This window comes from Oceanimonas pelagia, assembly GCF_030849025.1.
Taxonomy (GTDB): domain Bacteria; phylum Pseudomonadota; class Gammaproteobacteria; order Enterobacterales; family Aeromonadaceae; genus Oceanimonas; species Oceanimonas pelagia.
Genome location: NZ_CP118224.1, coordinates 2,743,216 through 2,768,845, shown reverse-complemented (window position 1 = coordinate 2,768,845; position 25,630 = coordinate 2,743,216). Strand labels below are relative to the sequence as shown.

Here is a 25,630-nt window from a genome sequence, read left to right as displayed (position 1 = left end):
AGGTAAGGAAATATCATGAGCAACATCATCAAGCAGCTTGAAGAAGAACAACTGCGCAAGGACATTCCCGACTTTGGTCCGGGTGACACCGTGCGTGTACAGGTACGCGTTGTAGAAGGCGGCAAAGAGCGTCTGCAGGCTTACGAAGGCATCGTTATCGCCAAGCGTAACCGCGGTCTGCACTCTTCCTTCACCGTGCGCAAAATCTCCAACGGTGAAGGCGTTGAGCGTACCTTCCAGACTCACAGCCCGCTGATCGGCAGCGTGGAAGTGAAGCGTCGTGGCGCCGTGCGTCGTGCCAAGCTTTACTACCTGCGCGACCGCTCCGGCAAGTCTGCTCGTATCAAAGAGCGTCTCGCCACCAAATAAGCCGAACCGGCTGTCGAAAAGGGCCCGCATTTGCGGGCCTTTTTGTTTTCGGGCAGGCGCGTTATCATGCTTCAATTGTTTCTAATGTAACCAGGAATGCATCATGCCGATCACCGTGTGGGGGCTGGCCATCGCCCAGGCGCTGCTGGCCTCGGGCAATATTTTGCTGGTGTCGGTGTCGGCGCTGATCGGCCAGCAACTGGCCAGCGCGCCCTGGCAGATCACCCTGCCGGTGGCCTGCCAGTTTACCGGCCTGATCGCCGCCACCCTGCCGGCGGCACACCTGATGCAGCGGCTGGGCCGCAAGGCGGGCTTTGTGCTGGGCAACCTGTTCGGCTTGCTGGGGGCTTGGGTGGCGCTGCAGGGGCTGACGGCGACCAGCCTGATCCTGTTTGCCTGTGGCACCTTTCTCACCGGCATCGCCATCGGGGTGGGCCAGCAATACCGCTTTGCCGCGCTGGAAGCCTGCGACAGCGGCCGGCATGCCCGGGCCATCAGCCTGGTGATGGCCGGCGGCATACTGGCGGCGGTGATCGGCCCCAACCTGGCGGTGTGGTCCCAGGGCTGGCATGACGGCAGTGCCTATGCCGGTGCCTTTTACGGCCTGCTGGGCCTGTATGCGCTGGCGCTGCTGCTGATCCTGCTGCTGCCGTTGCCGGCGGCGACCCCGGTGCGGCCCGGCGAACGGCTGCGGGCCTACGGCGAGCTGTTTCGTCAGCCGCTGCTGCTGGCGGCGGTGGCTTCGGGCATGATCGGCTACGGCATCATGGTGCTGCTGATGACCGCCACGCCGCTGGCGATGGACGGTCACAGCCACGACTTTCCTGCCACCGCCATGGTGATCCAGTGGCATGTGCTGGGCATGTTTGTGCCGTCCTTTTTTACCGGCAATCTTATCCGCCGCTTTGGCACCCGCAAGGTCATTCTCTGGGGCTGTGCGGCGCTGCTGCTGAGTGTGCTGGTGAACCTGTCCGGCACCGGTTTCTGGCACTATTGGTGGGGGCTGCTATGGCTGGGCGTGGGCTGGAATTTCACCTTTATCGGCGCCACCCACCTGCTTACCTTCAGCTACCGGCCGGCAGAAAAGGCCAGAGTGCAGGGCATCAACGAGTTTATGGTGTTCAGCGCCGCCGCCCTCGGCAGTCTGTTTGCCGGCCAGGGCGTGGTGCTGCTGGGCTGGAGCGGTCTGAACCTGTTTGCCGTGCCCTGGATTTTGCTGGTATTCGCCCTGATCTGGCGGCTCAATATGCGGGAGCCGGTGGCAGCCTGATTCACAGCATAAAGTGCCGGGCCAGCAGGGCGGCGGTGAAACCGGTTTTCAGATAAAAGCCCCGGGGCCGGGTCTGAATATAACCGCCGTCGGGGCCGATGGCGTCGGTGAGGGCGCGACCGTTGGCGGCCTTGGGGCGCAGTTGCAGGGCCTGGCCGTGGCGGGCGGTGATCTCCTGCACCCGCCCCAGGCTTATCAGCTCCATGATCTCTTCCCAGTCCTGGCGCAGCAGCCATTCTTCTTCCTCACTCGGCGTCCACAGCAATGGCTGGCCAATCAGGCGATCACCGGGAGGGGTATGCCGTTCGCCAATCACCGGCACCCACAGCACCCGGGACAGCTTGTTGCGCACATTGCTGGTGTGCCAGGTCAGGCCGGCAATATCGAGCAGCGGCGCCACGCATACGAAGGTGGTTTCCAGTGGCCGGGCGGCGGCGTCCAGCGGAATGGTCTTGAGCTCTACCCCCAGCTCGGGAAAGTCCTGCTCGGGCTTGGACCCGGCGCTGGCGCCCAGGCTCAGCTCCAGTAACTGACCGATCCAGCCCTTGTCCCGGCGCAGGTTGGCCGGCACCGGCAATCCCCGTTCACCGGCCACCGCGGCCAGTGAACAACCGGCCAGTTGCCGGGCACGTTCCAGTAACGTTGCAACACTGTCGGGACGGGAAATCGGGGTGTTCAATTTTTCATCACCTTTTGTGTGGAGTGCCGTCGCCCGGGGGAACGGGGCGGCGCACGATCATATACCCGTTTTACTCAAGTATGAACATGCCGTTGCACAAGCTTATCCACAGAAAAACTGGATAACTGGCCGGGGACCGCCGGCACGCCTGAGTTTGCCGAAGTAAAGCCGAAAAACCGGAAAATTTTTGGCAAAGGTTCGGCGGGATTATACCCTGCCCTGTGGATAACATTGCGATGGTGAATTCTTGACCTAGGCAACTTATCAACATCGGGATCCACCTTTGCCGACCTGATCAAAGATCCAGATCGATCCTTTTTTTTGTTTTTATGATATTGTTTTACAAGTATTTATTTTATTTTTATCGATACAGATCACCTTCACTGAGCCATCGGGGTTAACAACTCGGTGCCGCCTATACCGCTTTTATCACAGTATTATCCACATGTTCTGGGGGAAACGAGACCCAGGGTCAGCTTTTTTTGTTTATAAGTATTGACAAAACACCGAGTTATTCAGTTCGTTAGTGGAAAAGAGCCGTGCAGGCTTGATTTGCCGGGAATGGGGGAATATGGAACAATCGATACCATGTTAGCTTTATAGTCTGGTGATTGCGTGATAGATGGCGACGGATTTCGTCCCAATGTAGGCATAGTGATCTGCAATCGCAAAGGCCAGGTATTGTGGGCCAGGCGCTATGGTCAGCACTCCTGGCAGTTTCCCCAGGGCGGCGTGGACGACGGCGAAAACCCCGAGCAGGCCATGTACCGGGAATTGTACGAGGAAATCGGACTCAAGCCCGAGAACGTGACCCTGCTGGCGGTGACCCGTCACTGGCTCAAGTACAAGCTGCCCAAGCGGCTGGTGCGCTGGGACAGCAATCCGGTCTGCATTGGCCAGAAACAGAAATGGTTTTTGCTGCGATTGGACTCGGATCATGAATCACACATCGAATTCGGCTGCCACGGGCATCCGGAGTTCGATGACTGGCGCTGGGTCAGCTATTGGTATCCGGTGCGTCAGGTGGTGTCTTTTAAACGGGAAGTATACCGGCGGGTGTTGCGGGAATTTGCCCCCATCGTAATGGCAGAAAGCCGTCAGCGGACCGACCAGGGGCGCCAGCGGGTGGAGCAGGGACGTCCGCGGGACGGACGCAGACGGCACAGGTAATAAAGGGGGAGCGGCAGTGTTAAGGGAACTGAGGGAAATCGTCCAGCGGGTCACGGCCAGCTCCGATCTGAACGAGGCCATGGCGGGGCTGGCACAACAGACCCGTCAGGCCATGCTGGTGGACTGCTGCTCCATCTATTTGCGCCGGGATGACGAACCCTGTTATCTGCTGGCCGCCACCGACGGCCTGGCGCCGGAGGCGGTGGGCCGGGCCCGCATTCCCCTGGGCGAAGGCATTGTTGGCCTGATCGGTGAAAAGGAAGAGCTGATCAACCTGGCCGATGCCCAGCACCACCCCAGCTTCAAATACCTGCCCGAAGCCCACGAAGACGAATTCCGCTCCTTTCTCGGTGCCCCGATTATTCATCAGCGCAAGACCCTTGGGGTGCTGGTGGTGCAGCAAAAGCAGGTGCGCCTGTTCGAGGAAGGGGAAGAGTCCTTTCTGGTAACCCTGGCGGCCCAGCTGGCCACCGTCATCGCCCATGCCGAGGCCAGGGGGAATCTCAAGTCCCGCAACTGGCACGGCATGCTGCGTGGCTTGGCCGGCTCACCCGGGGTAGCCATCGGCAAGGCCTGGGTATGGCGCCCCAGGGTGGAGCTCGATCGAGTGCGGGTGCGCCGGGCCGACGATTTGCCTCAGCAGCATCAGCGACTCGACAAGGTGTTACAGCAGGTGGAAGCCGAGCTCGATGGCATGGCGCTGCGCTTCAAGGAGTCCCAGGCCGGCGAGTCGATGGCGGTGTTTGAGGTGTACCAGTACATTCTCAAGGATCCGGTGTTTATCGGCCTGATCCGTGAGGAGATCGAGCACGGCTGGACCGCCGGCAGCGCGGTCAAGCGGGTATGCGAGAAGCAGATCGCCCAGTTTGCCAACATGGCCGACCCTTACCTGCGCGAGCGCGCCGCCGACATTCGGGATCTGGGCCAGCGGCTGCTGACCCGGCTGATCCACGAAGACGAGGGCCCGCTGGCGCTGTCTGAGCCCATTATTCTGGTGGCCGACGAGATCAGCGCCACCCTGATTGCCGAAATTCCCCGCAACAAGCTGAAGGCCATCGTCTCGGCCAGGGGCTCCATCAACTCCCACGCCGCCATTCTGGCCCGGGCCATGGGCATTCCGGCGGTCATGGGCATCGATCACTCCTTTGAACTGCTGGAAGATCGCCAGCTGGTGGTGGATGGCTACACCGGCGAGCTGCTGGTGGAGCCGGCGCCCTCGGTGCTGAAGGAATACCGCCGGGTGATCGCCGAAGAAGCCCAGATGGACGAACTGTTCGCCACGGTGCGCAAGGAGGCGTCACGCACCCAGGACGGGGTGCAGGTCTCGCTGTTGCTGAATGCCGGCCTCAGTGCCGACGCCGATATCGCCATGAACGACGCCGCCGACGGGGTGGGCCTGTTCCGTACCGAGATCCCCTTTATGATGCGGGATCGCTTTCCTTCCGAGCAGGAGCAGGTGCACAGCTACCGCCGGGTGCTCACCAGCTATGTGGGCAAGCCGGTGTGCATGCGCACCCTGGACGTGGGCGGCGACAAGCAGCTGCCCTATTTTCCCATCGTCGAGGAAAACCCCTTTCTCGGCTGGCGCGGCATTCGCCTGACCCTGGATCATCCGGAGATCTTTCTGGTGCAGCTCAAGGCCATGCTGCGGGCCAGCATCGGCCTCGATAACCTGTCGATCATGCTGCCCATGGTGGGCAGCCTGGATGAGGTGCGGGCGGCCCGCCGGCTGCTGGACCGGGCCTGGCGTGAGGTGTCGGCGGAAACCGCCGATGAGCAGGGCATTATTCGCTACCCCAGCCTGGGGGTGATGATTGAAGTGCCGTCGCTGCTGTATCAGCTGGGCGAGCTGGCGCCGCTGGTGGACTTCTGGTCGGTGGGCACCAACGATCTCACTCAATACCTGCTGGCGGTGGATCGCAACAACGGCCGGGTGGCCGACATTTACGACTCGCTGCACCCGGCGGTGCTGCGCGCCCTGCAGCAGATTATCGACACCGCCCGCAAACATGCCCGGCCGGTGTCCATTTGCGGCGAGCTGGCCGGGGATCCCATCGGTGTGCTGGTGCTGATGGCCATGGGCTATCGCCGTTTCAGCATGAACAACAGCAATATCATGCGCATTAAATACATCGTCCGCCAGTCCCGCACCGATGAGCTGCACCGGCTGTTGCAGGAGGCCCTCAGCCACCGCCATATCGGCGCCTTCAAGGGGATTTTCGGCCGCTATCTGGAAGAACGCGGCCTGGGCGGCTTGCTGCGCTCGGCGCTCTGACGAAGCGCTGCAACCGACCGCCATTTGCCTTACAATAGCCGCTTTCCAATTTTCGGGGTAAGCGCATGTCTGATTCTCACTGGGTGTTTCCCGGCTTCGATCCCGTGGCCATTCAGCTGGGGCCGCTGGCGGTGCACTGGTACGGCCTTATGTATCTGCTGGGCTTTCTGTTTGCCTGGTGGCTGGGCAACCGGCGGGCGGCACAACCCGGCTCCGACTGGACCAGGGATCAGGTCTCCGATGTGCTGTTCTACGGTTTTCTCGGGGTGATTGTCGGTGGCCGGCTCGGCTATGTGCTGTTCTATCAGTTCGACACCTTTCTCGCCGATCCGCTGTACCTCATCAAGATCTGGTCCGGCGGCATGTCGTTCCACGGTGGCCTGATCGGTGTGCTCACCGCCTTTTGGCTGTTTGGCCGCAAGCATCACAAAACCTTCTTTGCGGTGGCGGACTTTATCGCCCCGCTGATCCCCTTTGGCCTGGGTGCCGGTCGTCTGGGCAACTTCATCAACGGCGAGCTGTGGGGCCGGGTAACCGATGCGCCCTGGGGGGTGATTTTTCCCACCGCCGGCGCCTTGCCCCGGCACCCGTCCCAGCTGTATCAGTTCGCCCTGGAAGGAGTGCTGCTGCTGCTTATTCTCAACCTGGCCTGGCGCGCCCGCCCGCCCCGGGGCGTGATCTCCGGGCTGTTTCTGCTGTGCTACGGCGCGTTCCGCTTTATGGTAGAGTTCGTCCGCCAGCCTGATGCCCAGCTGGGGCTTTACCTGGACCTGTTCAGCATGGGCCAGCTGCTGTCGTTGCCGATGGTGATCGGCGGCGCCTTGATGTTATGGGCGGCCTGCCGTCGCCCTCACTGGTTTGGTAACGGAGCAAAGACCGCATGAAAGCCTATCTTGAGCTGATGCAACACATTCTTGATCATGGTGAGCGCAAGGAAGACCGCACCGGCACCGGTACCCTGTCGGTGTTCGGTTATCAGATGCGCTTTAACCTGGCCGAGGGTTTTCCGCTGGTCACCACCAAGAAATGCCACCTCAGATCCATCATTCACGAGCTGTTGTGGTTTCTCAATGGTGACACCAATATCGCCTACCTCAAGGACAACGGCGTCAGCATCTGGGACGAATGGGCCGATGACAACGGCGATCTGGGCCCGGTCTACGGCAAGCAGTGGCGCAGCTGGCAGGCGGCCGACGGCCGGGTGATCGATCAGATCAGCCAGGCCCTGGAGACCATCAAGACCAATCCGGACAGCCGCCGCATTATCGTCTCGGCCTGGAACGTGGGTGAAATCGAACACATGGCGCTGGCGCCCTGCCATGCTCTGTTTCAGTTCTACGTGGCCAACGGCAAGCTGTCGTGTCAGCTCTATCAGCGCAGCTGCGATGTGTTTCTGGGATTGCCGTTCAATATTGCCAGCTATGCGCTGCTCACCATGATGATGGCCCAGCAGGCGGGCTTGCAGCCGGGGGACTTCGTCTGGACCGGGGGTGACGTGCATCTTTACAGCAACCACCTAGAGCAGGCCCGGCTGCAACTGGGGCGGGAACCGAGAGCCTTGCCCACCATGCGGCTGGCCCGCCGCCCGGATTCACTGTTTGAGTATGTTTATGAGGATTTTATTCTGGAAGACTACCATCCTCACCCCCATATAAAAGCGCCGGTAGCCGTTTGACAGATTTTTGTTTGTAAATAAAGCTATACTTTAGTTTAACATTTTAATTTCATCGGTATTTGTGAGTCGTTTTGCACTTTCTTTCGTTTTTCCCGAGGTGTTAATCAGAAACAACCGATTATTACCTCTGTAACAAGCTGATTACACTCGGGCTGTTCTTTGAGAAGGAGCTCGATTATGTCTCATGTGCTTAAACGCTTTCTGGCCATGGAGTCGGCCGGTGGAATACTGCTGATCATCGCGGCCCTGATCGCCATGCTGATGGCCAACACCGGCCTGTCCGGTGTGTACCATGACTTCCTCGACATGCGTATTCAGCTGCGCATCAGCGATCTCAACCTCGACAAACCGCTGCTGCTGTGGGTGAACGACGGCATGATGGCGGTGTTCTTTCTGCTGGTAGGTCTTGAGGTCAAGCGCGAGATGGTGGAAGGCGCCCTGTCTACCCGTGAGAAGGCCATGTTTCCGGCCCTGGCGGCCATTGGCGGCATGGTGTTTCCGGCGCTGTGGTTTATGCTGCTGAACCTGGGCGAGCCCGCCAACCAGAGTGGCTGGGCCATTCCCGCCGCCACCGACATCGCCTTTGCCCTGGGGGTGATGGCGCTGCTGGGCAAGCGGGTGCCCCTTACCCTGAAAGTCTTTCTGCTGGCACTGGCCATCATCGACGATCTGGGGGCCATCATCATTATCGCCCTGTTCTACAACCACGGTGTCGATTTCACCGCCATGGCGGTGGGCGCGCTCGGTATTGTCGGTCTGGTATGGCTGAACCGGGCCAAGGTATGCAATCTGGTGCCCTACCTGCTGCTGGGCTGGATTATCTGGGTGGCAGTGCTCAAATCGGGCGTGCATGCCACCCTGGCCGGGGTGATCCTTGGGTTCCTTATTCCGTTGTATGGTCACCGTTTCTCGCCATCCAGGCAGCTGGAGCACTTCCTGCATCCCTGGTGCGCCTTTGTGATATTGCCGCTGTTTGCCTTCGTGAATGCCGGCGTGTCACTGGAAGGGCTGTCGCTGGCTGATCTGACTTCGGCGCTGCCGCTGGGCGTGATGGCGGGTCTGTTGCTGGGCAAGCCCATGGGCATCTTCCTGGTCAGCTGGCTGTCGGTACGCCTGGGCTACGCCCAGTTACCGGCGGGGGTATGCTTTAAGCAGATCTTTGCGGTGTCGGTGCTGTGCGGCATCGGATTTACCATGTCGATCTTCATTTCCTCACTGGCCTTTGCCGATCAGGCCCAGCTGGCCAACCTGTCGCGTCTGGGCATTCTGATGGGCTCCACCCTGGCGGCGATAAGTGGTTACGTGATGCTGAGACGGGTGCTGCCGCAAAAGGAGCCGCAACGGCGCAAGGTGGCGGTGCGTACGCAACTGGTGTAAGAAAGCGCCGATAGTGAATGGAGCCGGCCGGGTGTAAAAACCCGGCCGGTTTCTTTATGATGGGCCATTGCACGACGGAGGCGGCAGCTTGTCACACCTGAATTACAATCATCTTTACTATTTCTGGATGACCCAGAAAAAGGGCTCGGTCACCAAGGCCGCCGAGGCTCTGTTTCTGACCCCCCAGACCGTGACCGGGCAGATCCGCCAGCTTGAGGAACGCCTGGGGGGCAAGCTGTTCAAGCGTAAGGGCCGTCAGCTGGAAGCGAGCGAGCTGGGGCAACTGGTGTTTCAGTATGCGGATCGCATGTTCAGCCTGTCCTATGAGATGCTGGATATCGTCAACTACCGCAAGGAAGATCATCTGGTGTTTGAGGTGGGCATCGCCGATGCCCTGTCGAAGCGGCTGGCGAGCCGGGTGCTGCTGTCGGTGATCCCCAACGACGGCTCCATTCACCTGCGCTGTTACGAGTCTACCCACGAAATGCTGCTGGAGCAGCTCAGCCAGCACAAGCTCGACATGATCCTTTCCGACTGTCCGGTAGATTCGGCCCAGCACGCCGGCCTGCTGTCGAAAAAGCTGGGGGAGTGCGATATCGGTTTTTACTGCCGCGAACCGCTGCCGGTCAAACCCTTTCCCGCCTGTCTGGAAGAGCGCAAGCTGCTGATCCCGGGACGGCGCACCGCCATGGGCCGCCAGTTGCGTCACTGGCTGGAAGTGCAGGGCCTCAAGCCCCAGATCCTGGGGGAGTTCGACGACGCCGCCCTGATGAAGGCCTTTGGCTTTTTCAACCAGGGTATTTTTGTGGCCCCCGCCATTTACCGGGACGCCATATTGCAGTACCAGCCGGTGATCGAAATTGGCCGGGCCTCGGAGCTGAAAGAGGAATATTATGTGATCTTCGCCGAACGCATGATCCAGCATCCGGCGGTAAAGCGGTTGTGCGAAAGTGACTTTACTTCCCTGTTCTCCGGCCTGGACGACTTTTCGGCGGTCACGCCTCCCGCCACCTTTGACGATGAATTCAGCTGAGAGCTCAAACGTGAACGCGACCAAAGCAATGAATATCGAGGACATGGAAGCCAACGCCGCCCGGGCGGTGAAGCTGCTCAAGGCCCTGGCCAACGAGCGGCGGCTGTTTATTCTGTGCCATCTGCTCGACAACGAACTGTCGGTGGGGGAGATGAACCAGTTTCTGGGCCTGAGCCAGTCGGCCCTGTCCCAGCACCTGGCGATTTTGCGCAACGACGATCTGGTGAGCACCCGCAAGGAAGCCCAGACCGTGTATTATTCGCTGAAAAGCGACGAAGTGCGGGAAATGATCGCCCTGCTGCACCGGCTGTATTGTCAGTAGGGTTTCGGGGGAAGTGGTAGGCCCCGATTTATCGGGGCAACGGCATCGCCTGCAGCTGGCTTTGCCCGGCTGAAGCCGGGCCTACACCGAGAAGCAGACAACAAAAAACCGGCATATAGCCGGTTTTTTCGATGCCAGGAAAAGCGCTTACAGGGCTTTGATCTGGGCATTCAGGCGGCTCTTGTGGCGAGCGGCCTTGTTCTTGTGGATCAGACCTTTGGTGGCCATGCGGTCCAGCAGCGGCTGAGCGGCGTCAAACGCCTTCTGGGCGTTGGCCTTGTCACCGGTGGCGATGGCGGCAATTACTTTTTTCACGTAGGTGCGCACCATGGAACGGCGGCTGGCGTTGTGCTTACGACGCTTTTCAGCCTGAATCGCGCGTTTCTTAGCAGACTTGATGTTAGCCAAGGTAAAACTCCTGAATCTGTCTTAGCGAGTGCTCATAAAAGGCCGAGGAATATGCCTTTTTCACCGCTGTTTGTCAATTGATTTGTGCAAATAAACACCGCCCTGTGGCGTGGCACAGGGCAGGGGGTTAAACTGTCCGCCGAATTCTAGCAGTATTCACCTGCGTTCAGCAATTTCTTACCGTGAGGTTTTCATTTTGAGCAAGGCGCTGTTGCGGTCGGGCATGATTGTCTCTGCCATGACCCTGGTTTCCCGCGTGCTGGGGCTGGCCCGGGATGTGGTCATCGCCAATCTGATGGGGGCGGGGGCCTCCGCCGACGTGTTCTTTTTTGCCAACCGTATTCCCAACTTTCTGCGCCGGCTGTTTGCCGAAGGGGCCTTCAACCAGGCCTTTGTGCCGGTGATGACCGAGTACAAGCAGACCAAAAGCTTCAAGGACACCCAGGACCTGCTGGCGGCGGTGTCGGGCACTCTGGGGCTGATTGTAACGGTGGTGACCCTGGCGGGCATGGTGGGCTCGGGGGTGGTCACCGCCCTGTTCGGCGCCGGCTGGTTTATGGAGTGGCTGCAGGGCGGCCCCGAGGCCCACAAGTTCGAGCTGGCGTCACTGCTGCTGAAAATCACCTTTCCCTATCTGTGGTTTATCTGTTTCACCGCCATGGCCGGGGCCATTCTCAACACCTTTGGCAAGTTCGCGGTGTCGTCCTTTACCCCGGTGTTTCTCAATGTGTGCATCATAGCCGCGGCCTGGTGGCTGTCGCCCCGGCTGGCCCAGCCGGAAATCGGTCTGGCGGTGGGGGTGTTTGCCGGCGGTCTGGTGCAGTTTCTGTTTCAGTTTCCGTTTCTGGCCCGCCTCAAGTTGCTGGTGCGGCCGCGCTGGGCCTGGCATCACCCCGGGGTGGTAAAAATCCGCACCCTGATGATTCCGGCGCTGTTTGGCGTCTCGGTGAGCCAGGTGAACCTGCTGTTCGACACCATGCTGGCCTCCTTTCTGGCCACCGGCTCCATCAGCTATCTGTATTATTCCGACCGGTTGCTGGAATTTCCCTTGGGGCTGTTTGGCATTGCCATCGCCACCGTGATTTTGCCGGCCCTGTCCAGCCGCCATGTGGACGATGCTCACGACGGCTTTGCCGCCACCATGGACTGGGGCGTGCGCATGGTGCTGCTGATGGGCTTTCCCGCCATGCTGGGGTTGATTGTGCTGAGCGAGCCCATGTTGCGGGTGCTGTTTATGCGCGGTGAATTCGGTATGGAGGAAGTGGCGGCGGCGGGCAAGAGCCTGGTGGCCTATGGCCTGGGGCTGCAGGCCTTCATGCTGATCAAGGTGCTGGCGCCGGGCTACTACGCCCGTCAGGATACCAGGACCCCGGTGCGCTTTGGCATTATCGCCATGGTGGCCAACATGGTGTTCAATGCCGTGCTGATCTTTCCCCTGGGCTATGTGGGCCTGGCGCTGGCCACGGCGATGTCGGGCATGCTCAACGCCGGCCTGCTGGGCTGGGGGCTGTATCAGCGTGCGGTCTACCGGCCCAGCCGGACCACGCTGATTTTCACGGGGCAGGTGGCCGCAGCGGGTGCCGGCATGGCGGCTTTGCTGTGGTGGCTGTCGCCGCCGCTGACGGTGTGGGCCGGCTGGGAGCTGGGGCAGAGCGGCCTGCACCTGCTGGGTTATATCGGCGCCGGTGCCCTCTGTTACGGCGCGCTGCTGCTGCTGCTGGGCGTGCGGCCGCGGCATTTTCGGGCCGTTGAGGCCTGATTCGCGCGAAATGCGCCGAATCGCGCCCTTGTCCAACAAGGGCTGATCCCGAGGGCCGGCTGAGGTATAATCCGCCGATTTGCAGGGGCCGGCAGCAGGACTTATGGAGTTAATTCGCGGCATTCACAATATCAAGGCCTGGCATCGTGGCTGCGTGCTGTCCATCGGCAATTTCGACGGCGTGCATCTGGGGCACCAGGCGGTGCTGCGCGGGCTGGTGGAGCAGGCGCGCCGGCTTGGCGTGCCCGCCTGTGTGATGGTGTTTGAGCCCCAGCCGCAGGAGTTGTTCGCCGGCAGCGAGGCGCCGCCCCGGCTGACCCGGCTTCGGGAAAAGTACATGCAACTGGCCCGGCTTGGCATCGACCGGTTGCTGTGCGTGCGCTTTACTCCCGACTTTGCCGCCCGAAGCCCGGATGACTTTATCCGCGGTCTGCTGGTCGACAAACTGGGGGTGCGCTTTCTGGTGGTGGGTGACGATTTTCGCTTTGGCCGTAACCGGGGCGGAGATTTCAGCCTGCTGACCCAGGCCGGCCGGGCCTTTGACTTTGAGGTGGTCAGCACCCAGAGCTGGCGCATGGAAAACCGCCGGGTCAGCAGCACGCTGATTCGCAAGGCACTGGCCGACGATCGTCTGGACGAGGCGGCCCGCATGCTGGGCCGGCCCTTCAGCCTGTGCGGCCGGGTGGCCCACGGCGCCAAGCTGGGCCGGACCATCGGCTTTCCCACCGCCAATGTGGCGCTCAAGCGCCGGGTGATTCCGGTGGCGGGCGTGTATGCGGTGCGGCTGAGGGTGGACGGCCACGATTATGCCGGCGTGGCCAATATCGGCCACAAGCCCACGGTCAACGGCACTCAGGCACTGCTGGAAGTGCACCTGTTTGGTTTTGCCGGCGATCTCTACGGCAAACAGGTGGAAGTGGCCCTGTGCCACAAGCTGCGTAATGAACAAAAATTCGCTTCCTTTGCGCTGTTGAAGGAGCAGATTCAACGCGATGCCGCCAGGGCCCGACAGTGGTTCGGGCTGGCGGTGTCAGAACCGAACGGAATGTAGGATCCATGAGCGACTATAAACACACCCTGAATTTGCCCGAAACGGAGTTTCCCATGCGCGGCAACCTGGCTCAGCGCGAGCCGGCCATGCTGCAGCGCTGGATTGATGAAGATCTCTACGGTGCCGTGCGCCGCGCCAAGGCCGGCAAGAAGCCCTTTATTCTTCACGACGGTCCTCCCTACGCCAACGGCAGCATTCACATTGGTCACTCGGTCAACAAGATCCTGAAAGACATCATCGTCAAGTCCAAGGGCCTGCTGGGTTACGATTCGCCCTACATTCCGGGCTGGGACTGCCATGGCCTGCCCATTGAACTGAAAGTGGAAAGCAAGGTCGGCAAGCCCGGCGTCAAGGTGTCGGCCGCCGAGTTCCGCGAGGCCTGTCGTGCCTACGCCAAGGAGCAGGTGGAAGGTCAGAAGGCCGACTTTATTCGCCTGGGGGTGCTGGGTGACTGGGATAACCCCTACCTGACCATGAACTTCGACACCGAGGCCAATATCATTCGTGCTCTCGGCAAGATCATCGACAAGGGCCACCTGCACAAAGGCTCCAAGCCGGTGCACTGGTGTACCGACTGCGGCTCCGCCCTGGCCGAGGCCGAGGTGGAATACGAAGACAAGCGCTCGCCGGCCATCGACGTGCGCTTCAAGGCCGTTGACGAGGCCTCCGTGGTGGCCAGCTTTGACTGTGCCGACGGCCACACCGGCCAGGGCCCGGTGTCCGTGGTGATCTGGACCACCACCCCCTGGACCCTGCCTGCCAACCGGGCGGTGGCACTGCACGCCGAGCTCAACTACGCCCTGGTACAGGTGGAAGGTGACCACCCCGAGCGGTTGATCCTGGCCGCCGATCTGGTCAAGGATGTGATGGATCGTGCCGGCATCAGCCACTACCACAATCTGGGTTACTGCCAGGGTGCGGCCCTGGAACTGAAGCGTTTCCAGCATCCCTTCTACGACTTCGATGTACCGGCCATTCTGGGCGACCACGTCACCACCGACTCCGGTACCGGTGCCGTGCACACCGCCCCCGGCCACGGCCAGGAAGACTTTGCGGTCGGCCAGCACTACGGACTGGAAGTGGCCAACCCGGTCGGCGGTAACGGCGTTTACCTGCCCGACACCGAGTTGTTCGCCGGTCAGCACGTGTTCAAGGCCAATGACGCCGTGGTGGAGGTGCTCAAGGAGCGAGGCGCCCTGCTGCACCACGAGGCTTACACCCATTCCTACCCGCACTGCTGGCGGCACAAGACCCCCATCATCTTCCGTGCCACCCCCCAGTGGTTTATCAGCATGGATCAGGCCGGCCTGCGTGGCCAGGCGCTGTCCGAGATCCAGAAGGTACAGTGGGTACCCGAGTGGGGGCAGAACCGTATTCAGTCCATGGTGGAGAACCGCCCCGACTGGTGTATCTCCCGTCAGCGCACCTGGGGTGTGCCCATCGCCCTGTTTGTGCACAAAGACACTCAGGAGCTGCACCCCCGTGCCACCGAGCTGATGGAAGAAGTGGCCAGGCGGGTGGAGCAGGCCGGCATTCAGGCCTGGTGGGATCTGGATCCGGCCGAGCTGCTGGGCGAGGAAGCCGATCAGTACGAAAAAGTACTCGATACTCTGGACGTGTGGTTCGACTCCGGCTCCACCCACGCCTCGGTGGTGGATGTGCGCCCCGAGTTCCAGGGCCATCCCGCCGACATGTATCTGGAAGGTTCCGATCAGCATCGGGGCTGGTTTATGTCGTCGCTGATGATCTCCACCGCCATGAAGGGCCATGCTCCTTACCGGCAGGTGCTGACCCACGGCTTCACCGTGGACGGCCAGGGCCGCAAGATGTCCAAGTCCATCGGTAACGTGGTCAGTCCTCAGGAGGTAATGAACAAGCTGGGTGCCGATATTCTGCGGCTGTGGGTGGCCAGCACCGACTATTCCGGTGAAATGACGGTGTCCGACGAGATTTTGAAGCGTAGCGCCGACGCCTACCGCCGTATTCGTAACACCGCCCGCTTCCTGCTGGCCAACCTCAACGGTTTCAATCCGGAAACCGACATGGTGGCGCCGGAAGACATGGTGGTGATCGATCGCTGGGCGGTGGGCCGTGCTCAGGCCATTCAGCAGGAAATCACTCAGGCCTATGACGAGTACAACTTCCACCTGGTGACCCAGAAGCTGATGCAGTTCTGCTCCATCGAGATGGGCTCTTTCTACCTGGATGTGATCAAGGACCGCCAGTACACCGCCAAGGCCGACAGCCAGGCGCGCCGCTCCTGCCAGACTGCGCTCTATCACATTGTGGAGGCCCTGGTTCGCTGGATGGCGCCGATCATGAGCTTTACCGCCGACGAGATCTGGGCCCTGCTGCCCGGCGAGCGTGAGCGTTTTGTGTTTACCGAAGAGTTCTACGACGGCCTGTTTGGCCTGGCCGAAGGCGAGCAGCTGAACGACGCCTACTGGGCCGAGTTGCTCAAGGTGCGTCAGGCGGTGAACAAGGCGCTGGAAAGTGCCCGCAGCAACAAGGTGATCGGCGGCGCGCTGGAAGCCGACATTACCCTCTATGCCGACGACGCCCTGGCCGGCAAACTGGCGCAACTGGGCGACGAACTGCGCTTTGTGATGCTGACCTCCAGGGTCACCATTGCGCCGCTTTCCGACGCCGCGGACGCCGCCGATACCGATCTGGCCGGCCTCAAGGTGGGCGTGGCCCGAAGCGCGGCCGAGAAGTGTGGCCGTTGCTGGCACCATGTGGACGATGTGGGCACCATTGAGGGCCATGACGGCATTTGCGGTCGTTGTGTGTCCAACGTGGCCGGAGACGGCGAAGTTCGCCGGTTTGCCTGATGGGCGCCGTGCTCAATACCGGCCTGCGCTGGTGGTGGCTGGCGCTGGTGACCATTGCGCTGGATCAGGTGAGCAAATGGCTGACCGTGACTTACCTGGATTACGGTTACCCGGGGGTGGAAATTGCCCCCTTCTTTAACCTGGTGCACGTCTACAATCCGGGCGCGGCGTTCAGCTTTCTTGCCGATCAGGGCGGCTGGCAGCGCTGGTTCTTTGCCGGCCTGGCGTTTGCCGTGACCGGGTTGCTCAGCCTGTGGATGTACAAGGCGCCGCGCTCCGCACGCTGGCTGCCGGCGGCCTATGCCCTGATCATCGGCGGCGCCATCGGCAACGTGATCGACCGCTTGCTGCTCGGCCACGTGGTCGACTTTCTCGACTTCTACGTGGGTAACTGGCACTGGCCGGCGTTCAACCTGGCCGACAGCTTCATTTTCGTCGGTGCCGCCATGATCATCATCGACAGCTTTAAAAAGGACAGCCCCCAATGAGCAATATCATCGGCCCCAACAGCACGGTCCTGTTTCACTTCACCATCAAGCTGGAAGACGGCTCGGTGGCCGACAGCACTCAGGTGCACGGCAAGCCCGCCAGGCTGCAGATGGGTGACGGCAGCCTGACCGACAACTTCGAAGCCTGCCTGCTGGGGCTGGCAAGCGGCGCCAAAAAGGTGTTTGAGCTGACCCCGGACGATGCCTTTGGTCCGATCAACCCGGACAACATTCACCATATGGAACGCAGCCGCTTTGGTGCCGACCTGGAGCTGGAAGAAGGCGCCATACTGTCCTTTACCCAGCCCAACGGCGCCGAGATCCCCGGCATTATTCGCGGTGTGGCCGGTGACTCGGTGACCGTGGATTTCAACCATCCCCTGGCCGGCCAGAATGTCACCTTTGAGGTGGAGATCCTGGCCGTCGACGACGAAAACGGAGCCTGATCATGGAAATCCTGCTCGCCAACCCCCGCGGCTTCTGTGCCGGTGTGGACCGGGCCATCAGCATAGTGCAGAGTGCCCTGGAAAAATTCGGCGCCCCCATCTACGTGCGCCATGAAGTGGTGCACAACCGCTATGTGGTCAACAAGCTCAAGGACGCGGGCGCCATTTTTGTGGACGAGCTGGACCAGGTGCCCGATGACAACATCGTCATTTTCTCCGCCCACGGGGTGTCCAAGGCGGTGCGGGAAGAGGCCAAACGGCGTGGTCTCAAGGTGTTTGACGCTACCTGTCCGCTGGTCACCAAGGTGCATATGGAAGTGCACAGGGCCAGCCGCAAGGGTATTGAGACCATTCTGATCGGCCATGCCGGCCACCCCGAGGTGGAAGGCACTATGGGGCAGTATGAAAGTGCCGAGGGCGGCATGTATCTGGTGGAAAACCCGGAAGACGTGGCGGCCCTTGAGGTGAAGCACCCCGACAAGCTCACCTTCGTGACCCAGACCACCCTGAGCGTGGATGAAACCTCGGACGTAATCGACGCCCTGCGCGCGCGTTTTCCCACCATTGAAGGGCCGCGCAAGGATGACATCTGCTATGCCACCCAGAACCGCCAGGATGCGGTGCGGGAGCTGGCGGCCAAGGTGGATCTGATGCTGGTGGTGGGCTCGCGCAACTCGTCCAACTCCAACCGGCTGCGGGAGCTGGCGGAGAAGATCGGCACCCAGGCGCACCTGATTGACTGTGTCGAGATGATCGAGCCGGCCTGGCTTGAGAGTGTGGCCCGCATTGGCGTGACCGCCGGCGCCTCGGCCCCGGAAGTGCTGGTGCAGGAGGTAATCTCCCACCTGCAGTCGCTGGGCGGCAATACCGTGGTGGAACACCCGGGACGGGAAGAAAACATTGTGTTTGAGGTGCCCGCCGAGCTCAAGGTAAAGCAGGTTTCCTGACCAAACCGCCCCTCGGGGCGGTTTTTTATTGCCAGCAGCTGGCCGGCGCCTTGCTGCCGCCTCGGGTGAGGGTTAACGGGCTGCAGGCTGTGGCACCCTCCTTGTCGTTCAACTGGCTGCCCTTGGCGGTGGCCGACAGGGTATAGCCGCTGCCGGAAACCGAAGCGCCAAAAGTATAGTGGTCGGTGCTGACCGGGCTGATTAAATCGGCTGCCGAACTGGAATAAGTGGGATGGGAAATACGCCAGTCTTCCTGGGCCAGCTGCATTTTATACAGGCTTTGTATGGCCTCGATGCGCCGGCTTTTTTGCATATAGGCGGAATAGGAGGGGTAGGCCACGGCGGTGATGATGGCCAGTACCGCCACCGTGATCAACAACTCAATCAGGGTAAACCCCAGATGTTTTGGCATGGGGATGTCCTTGTCTAAATGCATGCTTTGCATCAAGCTTACTCCAGTTTGGGTCACAATGGAGACCTGTCTTTTGATGAATGAGAAAGTCCCGCTTCAGATGCAGCGTGGTTTGACCCTGATTGAACTGCTGGTGGGTCTGGTGGTGATGACGGTGCTGACCAGCCTGGCGGTGCCCGGTTTTCAGAGCCTGCGTGAGCAATATACGGTGCGCAGCGCCGGCATGGCGGTGTATGCCGATCTGCAACTGGCCCGCAGCGAAGCCATCAAGCGCAACCGGGAAGTGACGGTGTGTTTTACCAACTCGGGCGCGGCAAACTGGAGCTATGCGTTGCATGACTCCGATGACTGCACCGGCGATATTATTGAAAGCGTCAGTAGTCAGAATTATCCGTACATGGTGCTTAATGCTTCTTATTCCCCCAGTCGTCTGACCTTTGGCCCGAGGCGCAGCAGCCTTTCCAGTGGCAATGTACAGCTTTCTAACGGCGATTACTTAATGGAAGTTAAAACTTCCAATACCGGCCGGATAAGAACCTGCTCTGCTGATGATTTGATAGGAGTCCCTGAATGCTAGTTGCTCATCGGCAGCAGGGCATGACCCTGGTGGAAATGCTGGTGTCGCTGGTGGCCGGCCTGCTGGTGGTGGCCGGCGCCCTGTCGCTGTTTTCTTCGGTGATTGTGGCGGGCAATACCACATTGATGCTGTCGCGGCTGAATCAGGATGTGCAGTCGGTGACCGATATCATGGTACGGGATATTCAGCGGGCGGGCTATCACCCCAGTGCTGCTCAGGGCATGGATGGTGATGCTTCGGCTGCGATCGCCGCCGAGGCCATGGTGTTTTCCATGGCCGATGATTTATACGCTTCCAGTGGTGCATCTGCCCCGAATTGCATTCGCATCAAGTATTGGGATGATGGAGATGTGGTTCAGGCTTATCGCTATGATGCTGCCGATAGAGAGCTGCAATGCCGAAGTACAAGCTCTGCAGGAAAGTGCGATGCTTCCAATGATAAAGCCACCGATATCTCTACGTTATGTAACGCTGGCAGTAATTGGCCAAGGTTTTTGGCGGAAGATGAAATCTCGATTGATGATCTACGCTTTGAGCTGGTGTCCGGCGGCAGTGCCACCGGTATGCGCACCATCAGGCTTACCCTGAGTGCTTCTCATGTTGACCGGCCGGCGTTGTCGGTGAGCCTGCAGCGGGAGATAAAACTGAGAAATGACGGCTACTAACACGCAAAAGGGGTTCGCTACCCTCACCATCACTCTGGTGCTGGTCTCCATGCTGGTGGCGGTGTCGGTATTTATTGGCAAGGTGCTGGTTTCCGACAAGCGCATTACCCTTAACGAAATCGAGTACCGGGTCGCGCTGGCGGCGGCAGAAAAAGGTATTGCCGACGCCATGGCGCAGCTCAAGGTTAATCCGGCGGCGACCAGCGTATCGGGCTCACTGAACACGTCGTCGTCGGCGGCTACTTATCAGGTTACCATGACGCCGAATTCGCCCGTTGATAATGTGTGGCAGTTGCTGTCGGTAGCGACTCTGGCCAATGGCGCTAGTACTACTGTCAGCGTGCAGGTGGCCGAACGGAGCATTCTCAACCCGCAACTTTCCGGGCCAGCGGCCCCTATGGTAATCGCAGGCAACATGCCGACTAATGGTAATATTACCATTGTAGGGAATCCCAATGGGGGAGGGCCGGGTATACCAATTTCTGTTTGGTCAGACAAGGTGGTCAATTTAGGGGGGAGTGCTCAGACCTGTGGCATGCAAGAATATCATTCATCAGCGGGATGCACCAAGGATAATGCCTACAGCTATAAAGCGGCAGGAGGAGTAGTCGTAAAGGGGAAAGATATTATAGAAAGCGATATTGGGTTTCCCGATGACTTGGTGGATTATCTTTTCGGTATTTCTGACGGCCCTAAAGCGTGGGAAACACTTGAAAAGTATGCAACGGAAGTTCTTACATCTTGTGACGCATTAAACGGAAAGGCCGGCTTTTTTATTGTTGAAGGGGCATCCAGCTGCACACTAGATCCGATGGGGACAAAGTCAGCACCTGTTCTTCTTGTGCTCAAGGATATGGAATTGACCGTTAATGGGAATGGCAGTTTTTATGGCCTGCTGTTTGCGTATGACTCGAATACTAGTGATGGCACAAATTATAAGGTAAAACTTAACGGTAATACCAAGTTTTATGGTGCCATGATTTCTAATTACAGTGAGATTAACTTGCCGAATGGTAATTATGACTCCGTGTATGATCAGGATGTCATGTGTGCTATAGCGGGATGCAACAGTGGTAGTGGCGGTGGTGGCAATCCGTTCAGTAGATTGACCACGATACCGGGTAGCTGGAAAGACTGGTAACAGGAGAGGCCATGAAACGGCAATACGGATTTGGGCTGATTGAAGTCATGCTGGCCTTTGTGATTGTGGCGGCCACCGCCGGTACCTTGCTGCAGTTGAACAAGACCTACTTGGAATATAGCCGGGACGGTCGCAGTCGGGAAGTGGCTATACGGCTGGCGGAGTCCAAACTGGATGAACTGCGCCGGTTTCAGACCCGCTCAGGGTTTGATGCCATCGTTGGCGGCAGCGACAGCATAAGCCTGGATAGTATTGACTATGCCCGCAGCTGGACGGTAACGGCCTATGCCTGGAACAGCGCCAGCTCCGCCTGGAAGACCACATCATCGAGCGATAACAACACCGGCAAAAAGCAGGTGGTGGTGACCGTTAACTGGACCGATGCCGGCTCCTCCCGGAGTTTCTCCCTGGAGTCACTGCTTTCTCCTAACCTACCAGCAAGTGGTGGTCCTTTTGGTAGCAGTGGAAATAAGATCGGCTTGGGATTGGGAGGGCCAAAAGTATCTCATGTTCCGGGATCCATCCCGGATATAATATCCATTGAGTTGGACCCTGCTACGGGAGTCAGGCAGGAGACTACCAAGCCGGCACCCGATATTCAGACTGGTAAATATGCTGGTGATGTGGTGGTCAGTTTCGAAAATGTAATATTTGATCCTTCCAGCAATAGCCTGATTAATGGAGATAGCCGGACTTTGCATTGCAGTTGTGAGAGCAAAAATGGCACACAATTAACGGCCAGGCCGGCGGCACCGGTGGTATTGACCCAGAGCATTTACTGGAGAGCTGGGAACCCTGTTTCAAAACTCTGGGGAGACAGTAAAAACAACAACCCGGATTGCCAGACTTGCTGCGTCAATCATTATGATGTGCCATCCAGTAACCTGCTTGAAGATAATTACAACCAGTTTAACAAGGGGCATGTGCATTCATCGGGAAACTATTACGAGTCCTGTCGGATGCTGCGTATTGATGGCTATTATCGTGTCATGCCGGACTGGAACTTGGTGGCTCTCAATGTCTTTCCTCCCGGTTATCTGAGTAACGCTGGTAATGTGGCTCTGTATCAGGAGTATATCAAGTATGTTGTAAAGGATTATGTGGAGGAAATGAAGGCTGGCACCCATACGGCTACTTATCAGCCGGACAGCTTCAGAGCCTGGCTGGGAAGCAACAAGACGGCAGTGGAAACAGCGGCCTTTGACAGTAAGAAGCAACTCTATGCGTCCTATTCCTATCAATTTGCGGCCCGAGCCATTTATGTGGACTTGCTGCCTCAGACGCTGCTTGACAAGGTGGACTTCAGTGAAGACAACTGGCTGAGCCGAGTATCGTTCAATGAGGTGAATGTGACTTTGCTTGCCAGCTGGTCGGTCACAGGAGCTGACTATCTGGTGGTTCGTAATGACCCTATCAAAACCATTATCGACTTGGAAAACGATTATTTCGGCACCTATCTGCGAGGTTATGTCAAGGCGCTCAAAACCACCCTCACACCGGCACCCGAGGTAGTAGCCAGTCTTACCCGATATAACACCGGACTGACCGGCAAGCCGGCAATATCTTCCTTTGATGGCAGCAATGCCTACAGTGCCGGTTTGGGCGTGACGGTGTTGCCTGGCTCACCGGCCACGACTACCTTTGGCGGGGAGGTTCAGTGCCTGACAGTGGCTTCCCAAAACTCCTCGGCTAGCAAGCCGTGTAGCAAAAATGACTTTAACAAGACACAGCTGGCCGTTAATAACGGTAACTGTACCCTCAACAAGGAAGCGGATGTGGCTACCGCCACCTTTCAGTGTACCGTGCCCGTTACCGAGACCAGTGTAAACCTGATGTTCTCCGAAACCAGCAACAACAGCAACTTTGTGTTTAATGGTGATAGCGGCAGTGGCAACCCGTTTCAGCTGACGCTTGACCAAGAGGATTTGGATGAGAGTATTTGCGTGCTGCAGATTCATAATGGTGTGGAGAACTACCAGGTACTAAATTGTGGTAACTGAGCCAAGGGAGCGACGCCGGGCGCTGGTAACCCTGGTGCCTTTTTTTTATCATGCAGGCATTGCCTAACATTACAGATTCTTCATGTCCTCAAACCTCACCCTGGCGCTGGCCCAGCTCAACCCGACCGTCGGTGCCATTGAAACCAATACTCAAACCATGCTGACCGCCGCCGCCAATGCCGCTGAGCAGGGCGCCGAGCTGGTGTTGTTTCCCGAGCTGGCGGTCACCGGCTATCCGCCGGAAGACCTGCTATTCCGTGATGATTTGTACGCGCGGGTTGATTCCGCCCTGAATACGCTGGCCGCCGCCAGTCAGAGCATCGCCCTGGTGGTGGGTCACCCCTGGCGGGAAAACGGCAAGCTGTATAACGCCGCTTCTTTCTTTTACCAAGGCGAGCTGCAGGGGCGCTATTTCAAGCAACTGCTGCCCAACTACGGGGTGTTCGACGAAAAACGCTATTTCACCGCCGGCACCGACTCCTGCGTCATCGAGTTCAAGGGCCACAAGCTGGGTCTGCTGATCTGCGAAGACGTGTGGGAGCCGGCGCCCATGGCCCAGGTAAAGGCCGCCGGTGCCGAACTGGTGCTGAGCCTCAATGCGTCGCCCTATCACAAAGGTAAGGCCTGGATCCGCAAGGATCTGCTGGCCCAGCGCAGTCGCGACAACGGCCTGCCGCTGGTGTACCTCAACCAGGTGGGCGGCCAGGACGAACTGGTGTTCGACGGTCGCTCCAAGGTGTTCAACGCCCAGGGCGAACTCACTCAAAGCCTGCCCGCCTTTGCCGAGGCGCAGGCATTGGTGCGCTTTGAACAGGGAGCCCCCGTGCCCGGCGAGATACAGCCGCCCCTCGAGCCCTTGGCCGAAGTGTATCAGGCGCTGGTGCTGGCCACCCGGGATTATGTCAACAAGAACGGCTTTAATGGTGCCGTGCTGGGGCTGTCCGGCGGCATCGACTCGGCCCTGACCCTGGCCATTGCCGTGGATGCGCTGGGCAAGGATAAAGTTCAGGCGGTGATGATGCCGTTTCGTTATACCGCCTCCATCAGCGTGGAAGACGCCAGGGAGGAAGCCGAACGCCTGGGCGTGGAGTTCGATATCGTCTCCATCGAGCCCATGTTCGACGCCTTTATGGGCCAGCTGGCGCCCCTGTTTGAAGGCACCGAGCGCGACACCACAGAGGAAAACCTGCAGGCCCGCTCCCGTGGCGTGCTGTTGATGGCCATTTCCAACAAGCGTCGCCGGCTGGTGCTGACCACCGGCAACAAGAGCGAGGTGGCGGTGGGCTACTGCACCCTCTACGGCGACATGGTGGGCGGCTTTGCCCCCATCAAGGACGTGCCCAAGACCCTGGTGTTTGAGCTGTCCCGCTACCGCAACACCCTTGGCTATGTGATCCCCCAGCGGGTCATCGACCGGCCGCCGTCGGCGGAGCTGGCACCGGATCAGCTCGACCAGGACAGCCTGCCGCCCTATGATGTGCTCGACGCCATTCTTGAGGGTTATGTGGAACAGGATAAGTCCCTGCAGGAGCTGCTGGCCGCCGGCTTTGATGAAGCCGACGTGCGCCGGGTGCTCAAGCTGGTGGACATCAACGAATACAAGCGCCGCCAGAGCGCCGTGGGGCCGCGGATCACGGCGCGCAACTTCGGCAAGGACAGGCGCTACCCCATTACCTCGGGGTTTGGCAAAACAAACTGGTAAGGAGCCACCGATGAAAAAAATTGAAGCCATTATCAAGCCCTTCAAGCTGGACGACGTGCGCGAAGCCCTGGCCGAACGCGGCATCACCGGTATGACGGTATCGGAAGTAAAAGGGTTTGGTCGCCAGAAGGGCCACACCGAGCTGTATCGCGGCGCCGAATACATGGTGGACTTTCTGCCCAAGGTCAAGCTGGAGCTGGTGGTGCAGGACGAGCTGGTGGAAGCCTGCATTGAGGCCATTGAAACCACGGCCCGCACCGGCAAGATTGGTGACGGCAAGATTTTTGTGCTCGACGTGGGCCAGGTGATCCGCATTCGTACCGGCGAACAGAACGAAGAAGCGGTGTAAACGGCGGGGATTAGGGAGCAGGGGGCAGGCTTGTGTCAGCCCCTAATCCCCAGTCCCTTGTTTTAACTGCCCGTTTTTTTTGCCACAATGATTGATTGAATTTGAATTGAGGAAGTATTCCCATGCCACTGCTGGACAGTTTCACCGTAGATCACACCCGCATGGAAGCCCCGGCGGTGCGGGTTGCCAAGACCATGGCCACGCCCCACAACGACACCATTACCGTGTTTGACCTGCGTTTCTGCCTGCCCAACCAGGAAATCCTGTCCGAAAAGGGCATTCACACCCTGGAGCACCTGTTTGCGGGCTTTATGCGCAATCACCTCAACGGCGACGGTGTGGAGATCATCGACATTTCCCCCATGGGGTGTCGCACCGGTTTTTACATGAGCCTGGTGGGCGCGCCCGACGAGCGGCGGGTGGCCGCGGCCTGGAAGGCGGCGATGGAAGACGTGCTCAAGGTGGAAAATCAGTCCCAGATCCCCGAACTCAACGAATATCAGTGCGGCACCTATGTGATGCACTCCCTGGATGAAGCCCAGGCCATCGCCCGCAATATTCTCGAGCGGGGCATCGGCATCAACAGCAACCAGAGCCTGGCCCTGCCGGAAGAAATGCTGAAAACCCTGTAATGCCCGGCGGCTTCCCTCATTCTTCAACACGCTCGGTCACCCTGAGCGTGTT

Annotated in this window: 25 protein-coding genes; 22 read left to right on the top strand and 3 right to left on the bottom strand. The window is 59.3% G+C overall.

The window, feature by feature from the left end; genetic code table 11:
- Nucleotides 1-15 precede the first annotated feature (15 nt).
- Nucleotides 16-369 carry a 50S ribosomal protein L19 gene (gene rplS, locus PU634_RS13220; RefSeq protein ID WP_306761257.1) on the top strand — a complete coding sequence of 118 codons (354 nt, stop codon included), beginning with the start codon at nucleotides 16-18 and terminating at the stop codon, nucleotides 367-369.
- 103 nt (nucleotides 370-472) lie between these two features.
- Complete coding sequence (locus PU634_RS13215; RefSeq protein ID WP_306761256.1) at nucleotides 473-1,639, top strand: MFS transporter; 1,167 nt, start codon at nucleotides 473-475, stop codon at nucleotides 1,637-1,639.
- 1 nt (nucleotide 1,640) lies between these two features.
- Here the strand turns inward: PU634_RS13215 and mutH are convergent, their stop codons facing one another.
- Nucleotides 1,641-2,318: a DNA mismatch repair endonuclease MutH gene (mutH, locus tag PU634_RS13210; RefSeq protein ID WP_306761255.1), complete on the bottom strand. Its 678-nt coding sequence runs from the start codon at nucleotides 2,316-2,318 to the stop codon at nucleotides 1,641-1,643.
- 615 nt (nucleotides 2,319-2,933) lie between these two features.
- Between mutH and rppH the strand changes: the two genes are divergently transcribed.
- From rppH to PU634_RS13175, 7 genes are all read left to right on the top strand, one after another.
- Nucleotides 2,934-3,488, top strand: coding sequence for an RNA pyrophosphohydrolase (rppH, locus tag PU634_RS13205; RefSeq protein WP_306761254.1), 555 nt, complete (start codon nucleotides 2,934-2,936; stop codon nucleotides 3,486-3,488).
- A 16-nt stretch (nucleotides 3,489-3,504) separates the two neighbouring features.
- A complete protein-coding gene (gene ptsP, locus PU634_RS13200) occupies nucleotides 3,505-5,763 on the top strand; it encodes a phosphoenolpyruvate--protein phosphotransferase (protein ID WP_306761253.1) in 2,259 nt (752 codons plus the stop codon).
- A 65-nt stretch (nucleotides 5,764-5,828) separates the two neighbouring features.
- A complete protein-coding gene (gene lgt, locus PU634_RS13195; RefSeq protein ID WP_306761252.1) occupies nucleotides 5,829-6,647 on the top strand; it encodes a prolipoprotein diacylglyceryl transferase in 819 nt (272 codons plus the stop codon).
- Entirely contained in the window at nucleotides 6,644-7,438 is a 795-nt protein-coding gene (gene thyA, locus PU634_RS13190) for a thymidylate synthase (RefSeq protein WP_306761251.1), read from the top strand. Before lgt ends, thyA begins: the two co-directional genes overlap by 4 nt.
- Before the next feature lie 177 nt (nucleotides 7,439-7,615).
- The gene (nhaA, locus tag PU634_RS13185) at nucleotides 7,616-8,815 is read left to right on the top strand and encodes a Na+/H+ antiporter NhaA (RefSeq protein ID WP_306761250.1); all 1,200 of its coding nucleotides are present in this window, start codon (nucleotides 7,616-7,618) and stop codon (nucleotides 8,813-8,815) included.
- 88 nt (nucleotides 8,816-8,903) lie between these two features.
- A complete protein-coding gene (gene nhaR, locus PU634_RS13180) occupies nucleotides 8,904-9,848 on the top strand; it encodes a transcriptional activator NhaR (protein ID WP_306761249.1) in 945 nt (314 codons plus the stop codon).
- A gap of 28 nt (nucleotides 9,849-9,876) precedes the next feature.
- Entirely contained in the window at nucleotides 9,877-10,170 is a 294-nt protein-coding gene (locus tag PU634_RS13175; protein WP_306763694.1) for an ArsR/SmtB family transcription factor, read from the top strand.
- A gap of 147 nt (nucleotides 10,171-10,317) precedes the next feature.
- Here PU634_RS13175 and rpsT read toward each other — a convergent pair whose 3' ends face one another.
- Nucleotides 10,318-10,578, bottom strand: a complete 261-nt coding sequence (gene rpsT / locus PU634_RS13170) for a 30S ribosomal protein S20 (protein WP_014291441.1) — start codon at nucleotides 10,576-10,578, stop codon at nucleotides 10,318-10,320.
- A 238-nt stretch (nucleotides 10,579-10,816) separates the two neighbouring features.
- Between rpsT and murJ the strand changes: the two genes are divergently transcribed.
- The 6 genes from murJ to ispH all read left to right on the top strand — a co-directional run bounded on the left by murJ (nucleotide 10,817) and on the right by ispH (nucleotide 18,100).
- Nucleotides 10,817-12,337, top strand: coding sequence for a murein biosynthesis integral membrane protein MurJ (gene murJ, locus PU634_RS13165; protein WP_371319603.1), 1,521 nt, complete (start codon nucleotides 10,817-10,819; stop codon nucleotides 12,335-12,337).
- A 103-nt stretch (nucleotides 12,338-12,440) separates the two neighbouring features.
- Nucleotides 12,441-13,388, top strand: coding sequence for a bifunctional riboflavin kinase/FAD synthetase (gene ribF, locus PU634_RS13160; RefSeq protein WP_306761247.1), 948 nt, complete (start codon nucleotides 12,441-12,443; stop codon nucleotides 13,386-13,388).
- 5 nt (nucleotides 13,389-13,393) lie between these two features.
- Nucleotides 13,394-16,219: an isoleucine--tRNA ligase gene (ileS, locus tag PU634_RS13155; RefSeq protein WP_306761246.1), complete on the top strand. Its 2,826-nt coding sequence runs from the start codon at nucleotides 13,394-13,396 to the stop codon at nucleotides 16,217-16,219.
- Entirely contained in the window at nucleotides 16,219-16,707 is a 489-nt protein-coding gene (lspA, locus tag PU634_RS13150; protein ID WP_306761245.1) for a signal peptidase II, read from the top strand. The genes ileS and lspA overlap by 1 nt, the downstream gene beginning before the upstream one ends.
- Nucleotides 16,704-17,153 (top strand): FKBP-type peptidyl-prolyl cis-trans isomerase, encoded by a 450-nt coding sequence (gene fkpB, locus PU634_RS13145; RefSeq protein WP_306761244.1) that lies wholly within the window; start codon nucleotides 16,704-16,706, stop codon nucleotides 17,151-17,153. The genes lspA and fkpB overlap by 4 nt, the downstream gene beginning before the upstream one ends.
- 2 nt (nucleotides 17,154-17,155) lie before the next feature.
- Nucleotides 17,156-18,100, top strand: a complete 945-nt coding sequence (gene ispH, locus PU634_RS13140) for a 4-hydroxy-3-methylbut-2-enyl diphosphate reductase (RefSeq protein WP_306761243.1) — start codon at nucleotides 17,156-17,158, stop codon at nucleotides 18,098-18,100.
- Between the two features lie 25 nt (nucleotides 18,101-18,125).
- Here ispH and PU634_RS13135 read toward each other — a convergent pair whose 3' ends face one another.
- Nucleotides 18,126-18,512: a type IV pilin protein gene (locus PU634_RS13135; protein ID WP_306761242.1), complete on the bottom strand. Its 387-nt coding sequence runs from the start codon at nucleotides 18,510-18,512 to the stop codon at nucleotides 18,126-18,128.
- A 76-nt stretch (nucleotides 18,513-18,588) separates the two neighbouring features.
- Here PU634_RS13135 and PU634_RS13130 point away from each other — a divergent pair, with 76 nt between their 5' ends.
- The 7 genes from PU634_RS13130 (at nucleotide 18,589) to luxS (ending at nucleotide 25,578) form a co-directional block, all read left to right on the top strand.
- Nucleotides 18,589-19,089 carry a GspH/FimT family pseudopilin gene (locus tag PU634_RS13130; protein ID WP_306761241.1) on the top strand — a complete coding sequence of 167 codons (501 nt, stop codon included), beginning with the start codon at nucleotides 18,589-18,591 and terminating at the stop codon, nucleotides 19,087-19,089.
- On the top strand, nucleotides 19,083-19,754 hold the full coding sequence (locus tag PU634_RS13125; RefSeq protein WP_306761240.1) for a PilW family protein: 672 nt from the start codon (nucleotides 19,083-19,085) through the stop codon (nucleotides 19,752-19,754). The genes PU634_RS13130 and PU634_RS13125 overlap by 7 nt, the downstream gene beginning before the upstream one ends.
- Nucleotides 19,741-20,895: a pilus assembly PilX N-terminal domain-containing protein gene (locus PU634_RS13120; protein WP_306761239.1), complete on the top strand. Its 1,155-nt coding sequence runs from the start codon at nucleotides 19,741-19,743 to the stop codon at nucleotides 20,893-20,895. The genes PU634_RS13125 and PU634_RS13120 overlap by 14 nt, the downstream gene beginning before the upstream one ends.
- Before the next feature lie 11 nt (nucleotides 20,896-20,906).
- Nucleotides 20,907-22,895 (top strand): type IV pilus modification PilV family protein, encoded by a 1,989-nt coding sequence (locus PU634_RS13115; protein ID WP_306761238.1) that lies wholly within the window; start codon nucleotides 20,907-20,909, stop codon nucleotides 22,893-22,895.
- An 82-nt stretch (nucleotides 22,896-22,977) separates the two neighbouring features.
- The gene (locus tag PU634_RS13110) at nucleotides 22,978-24,597 is read left to right on the top strand and encodes an NAD+ synthase (RefSeq protein WP_306761237.1); all 1,620 of its coding nucleotides are present in this window, start codon (nucleotides 22,978-22,980) and stop codon (nucleotides 24,595-24,597) included.
- Nucleotides 24,598-24,607: 10 nt separating this feature from the next.
- A complete protein-coding gene (glnB, locus tag PU634_RS13105; protein WP_014291454.1) occupies nucleotides 24,608-24,946 on the top strand; it encodes a nitrogen regulatory protein P-II in 339 nt (112 codons plus the stop codon).
- A 122-nt stretch (nucleotides 24,947-25,068) separates the two neighbouring features.
- A complete protein-coding gene (gene luxS, locus PU634_RS13100; protein ID WP_306761236.1) occupies nucleotides 25,069-25,578 on the top strand; it encodes an S-ribosylhomocysteine lyase in 510 nt (169 codons plus the stop codon).
- Nucleotides 25,579-25,630 lie beyond the last annotated feature (52 nt).

What these genes read in the sequence shown, in the direction of transcription:
- PU634_RS13125 (WP_306761240.1), top strand. Translation starts at nt 19,083, where the DNA reads ATGCTAGTTGCTCATCGGCAGCAGGGCATGACCCTGGTGGAAATGCTG.
- glnB (WP_014291454.1), top strand. Translation starts at nt 24,608, where the DNA reads ATGAAAAAAATTGAAGCCATTATCAAGCCCTTCAAGCTGGACGACGTG.
- ribF (WP_306761247.1), top strand. Translation starts at nt 12,441, where the DNA reads ATGGAGTTAATTCGCGGCATTCACAATATCAAGGCCTGGCATCGTGGC.
- PU634_RS13215 (WP_306761256.1), top strand. Translation starts at nt 473, where the DNA reads ATGCCGATCACCGTGTGGGGGCTGGCCATCGCCCAGGCGCTGCTGGCC.
- thyA (WP_306761251.1), top strand. Translation starts at nt 6,644, where the DNA reads ATGAAAGCCTATCTTGAGCTGATGCAACACATTCTTGATCATGGTGAG.
- rplS (WP_306761257.1), top strand. Translation starts at nt 16, where the DNA reads ATGAGCAACATCATCAAGCAGCTTGAAGAAGAACAACTGCGCAAGGAC.
- PU634_RS13130 (WP_306761241.1), top strand. Translation starts at nt 18,589, where the DNA reads ATGAATGAGAAAGTCCCGCTTCAGATGCAGCGTGGTTTGACCCTGATT.
- PU634_RS13110 (WP_306761237.1), top strand. Translation starts at nt 22,978, where the DNA reads ATGTCCTCAAACCTCACCCTGGCGCTGGCCCAGCTCAACCCGACCGTC.
- luxS (WP_306761236.1), top strand. Translation starts at nt 25,069, where the DNA reads ATGCCACTGCTGGACAGTTTCACCGTAGATCACACCCGCATGGAAGCC.
- PU634_RS13175 (WP_306763694.1), top strand. Translation starts at nt 9,877, where the DNA reads ATGAATATCGAGGACATGGAAGCCAACGCCGCCCGGGCGGTGAAGCTG.
- murJ (WP_371319603.1), top strand. Translation starts at nt 10,817, where the DNA reads ATGACCCTGGTTTCCCGCGTGCTGGGGCTGGCCCGGGATGTGGTCATC.
- lgt (WP_306761252.1), top strand. Translation starts at nt 5,829, where the DNA reads ATGTCTGATTCTCACTGGGTGTTTCCCGGCTTCGATCCCGTGGCCATT.
- ileS (WP_306761246.1), top strand. Translation starts at nt 13,394, where the DNA reads ATGAGCGACTATAAACACACCCTGAATTTGCCCGAAACGGAGTTTCCC.
- fkpB (WP_306761244.1), top strand. Translation starts at nt 16,704, where the DNA reads ATGAGCAATATCATCGGCCCCAACAGCACGGTCCTGTTTCACTTCACC.
- ispH (WP_306761243.1), top strand. Translation starts at nt 17,156, where the DNA reads ATGGAAATCCTGCTCGCCAACCCCCGCGGCTTCTGTGCCGGTGTGGAC.
- nhaA (WP_306761250.1), top strand. Translation starts at nt 7,616, where the DNA reads ATGTCTCATGTGCTTAAACGCTTTCTGGCCATGGAGTCGGCCGGTGGA.
- lspA (WP_306761245.1), top strand. Translation starts at nt 16,219, where the DNA reads ATGGGCGCCGTGCTCAATACCGGCCTGCGCTGGTGGTGGCTGGCGCTG.
- PU634_RS13135 (WP_306761242.1), bottom strand. Translation starts at nt 18,512, where the DNA reads ATGCCAAAACATCTGGGGTTTACCCTGATTGAGTTGTTGATCACGGTG.
- PU634_RS13120 (WP_306761239.1), top strand. Translation starts at nt 19,741, where the DNA reads ATGACGGCTACTAACACGCAAAAGGGGTTCGCTACCCTCACCATCACT.
- PU634_RS13115 (WP_306761238.1), top strand. Translation starts at nt 20,907, where the DNA reads ATGAAACGGCAATACGGATTTGGGCTGATTGAAGTCATGCTGGCCTTT.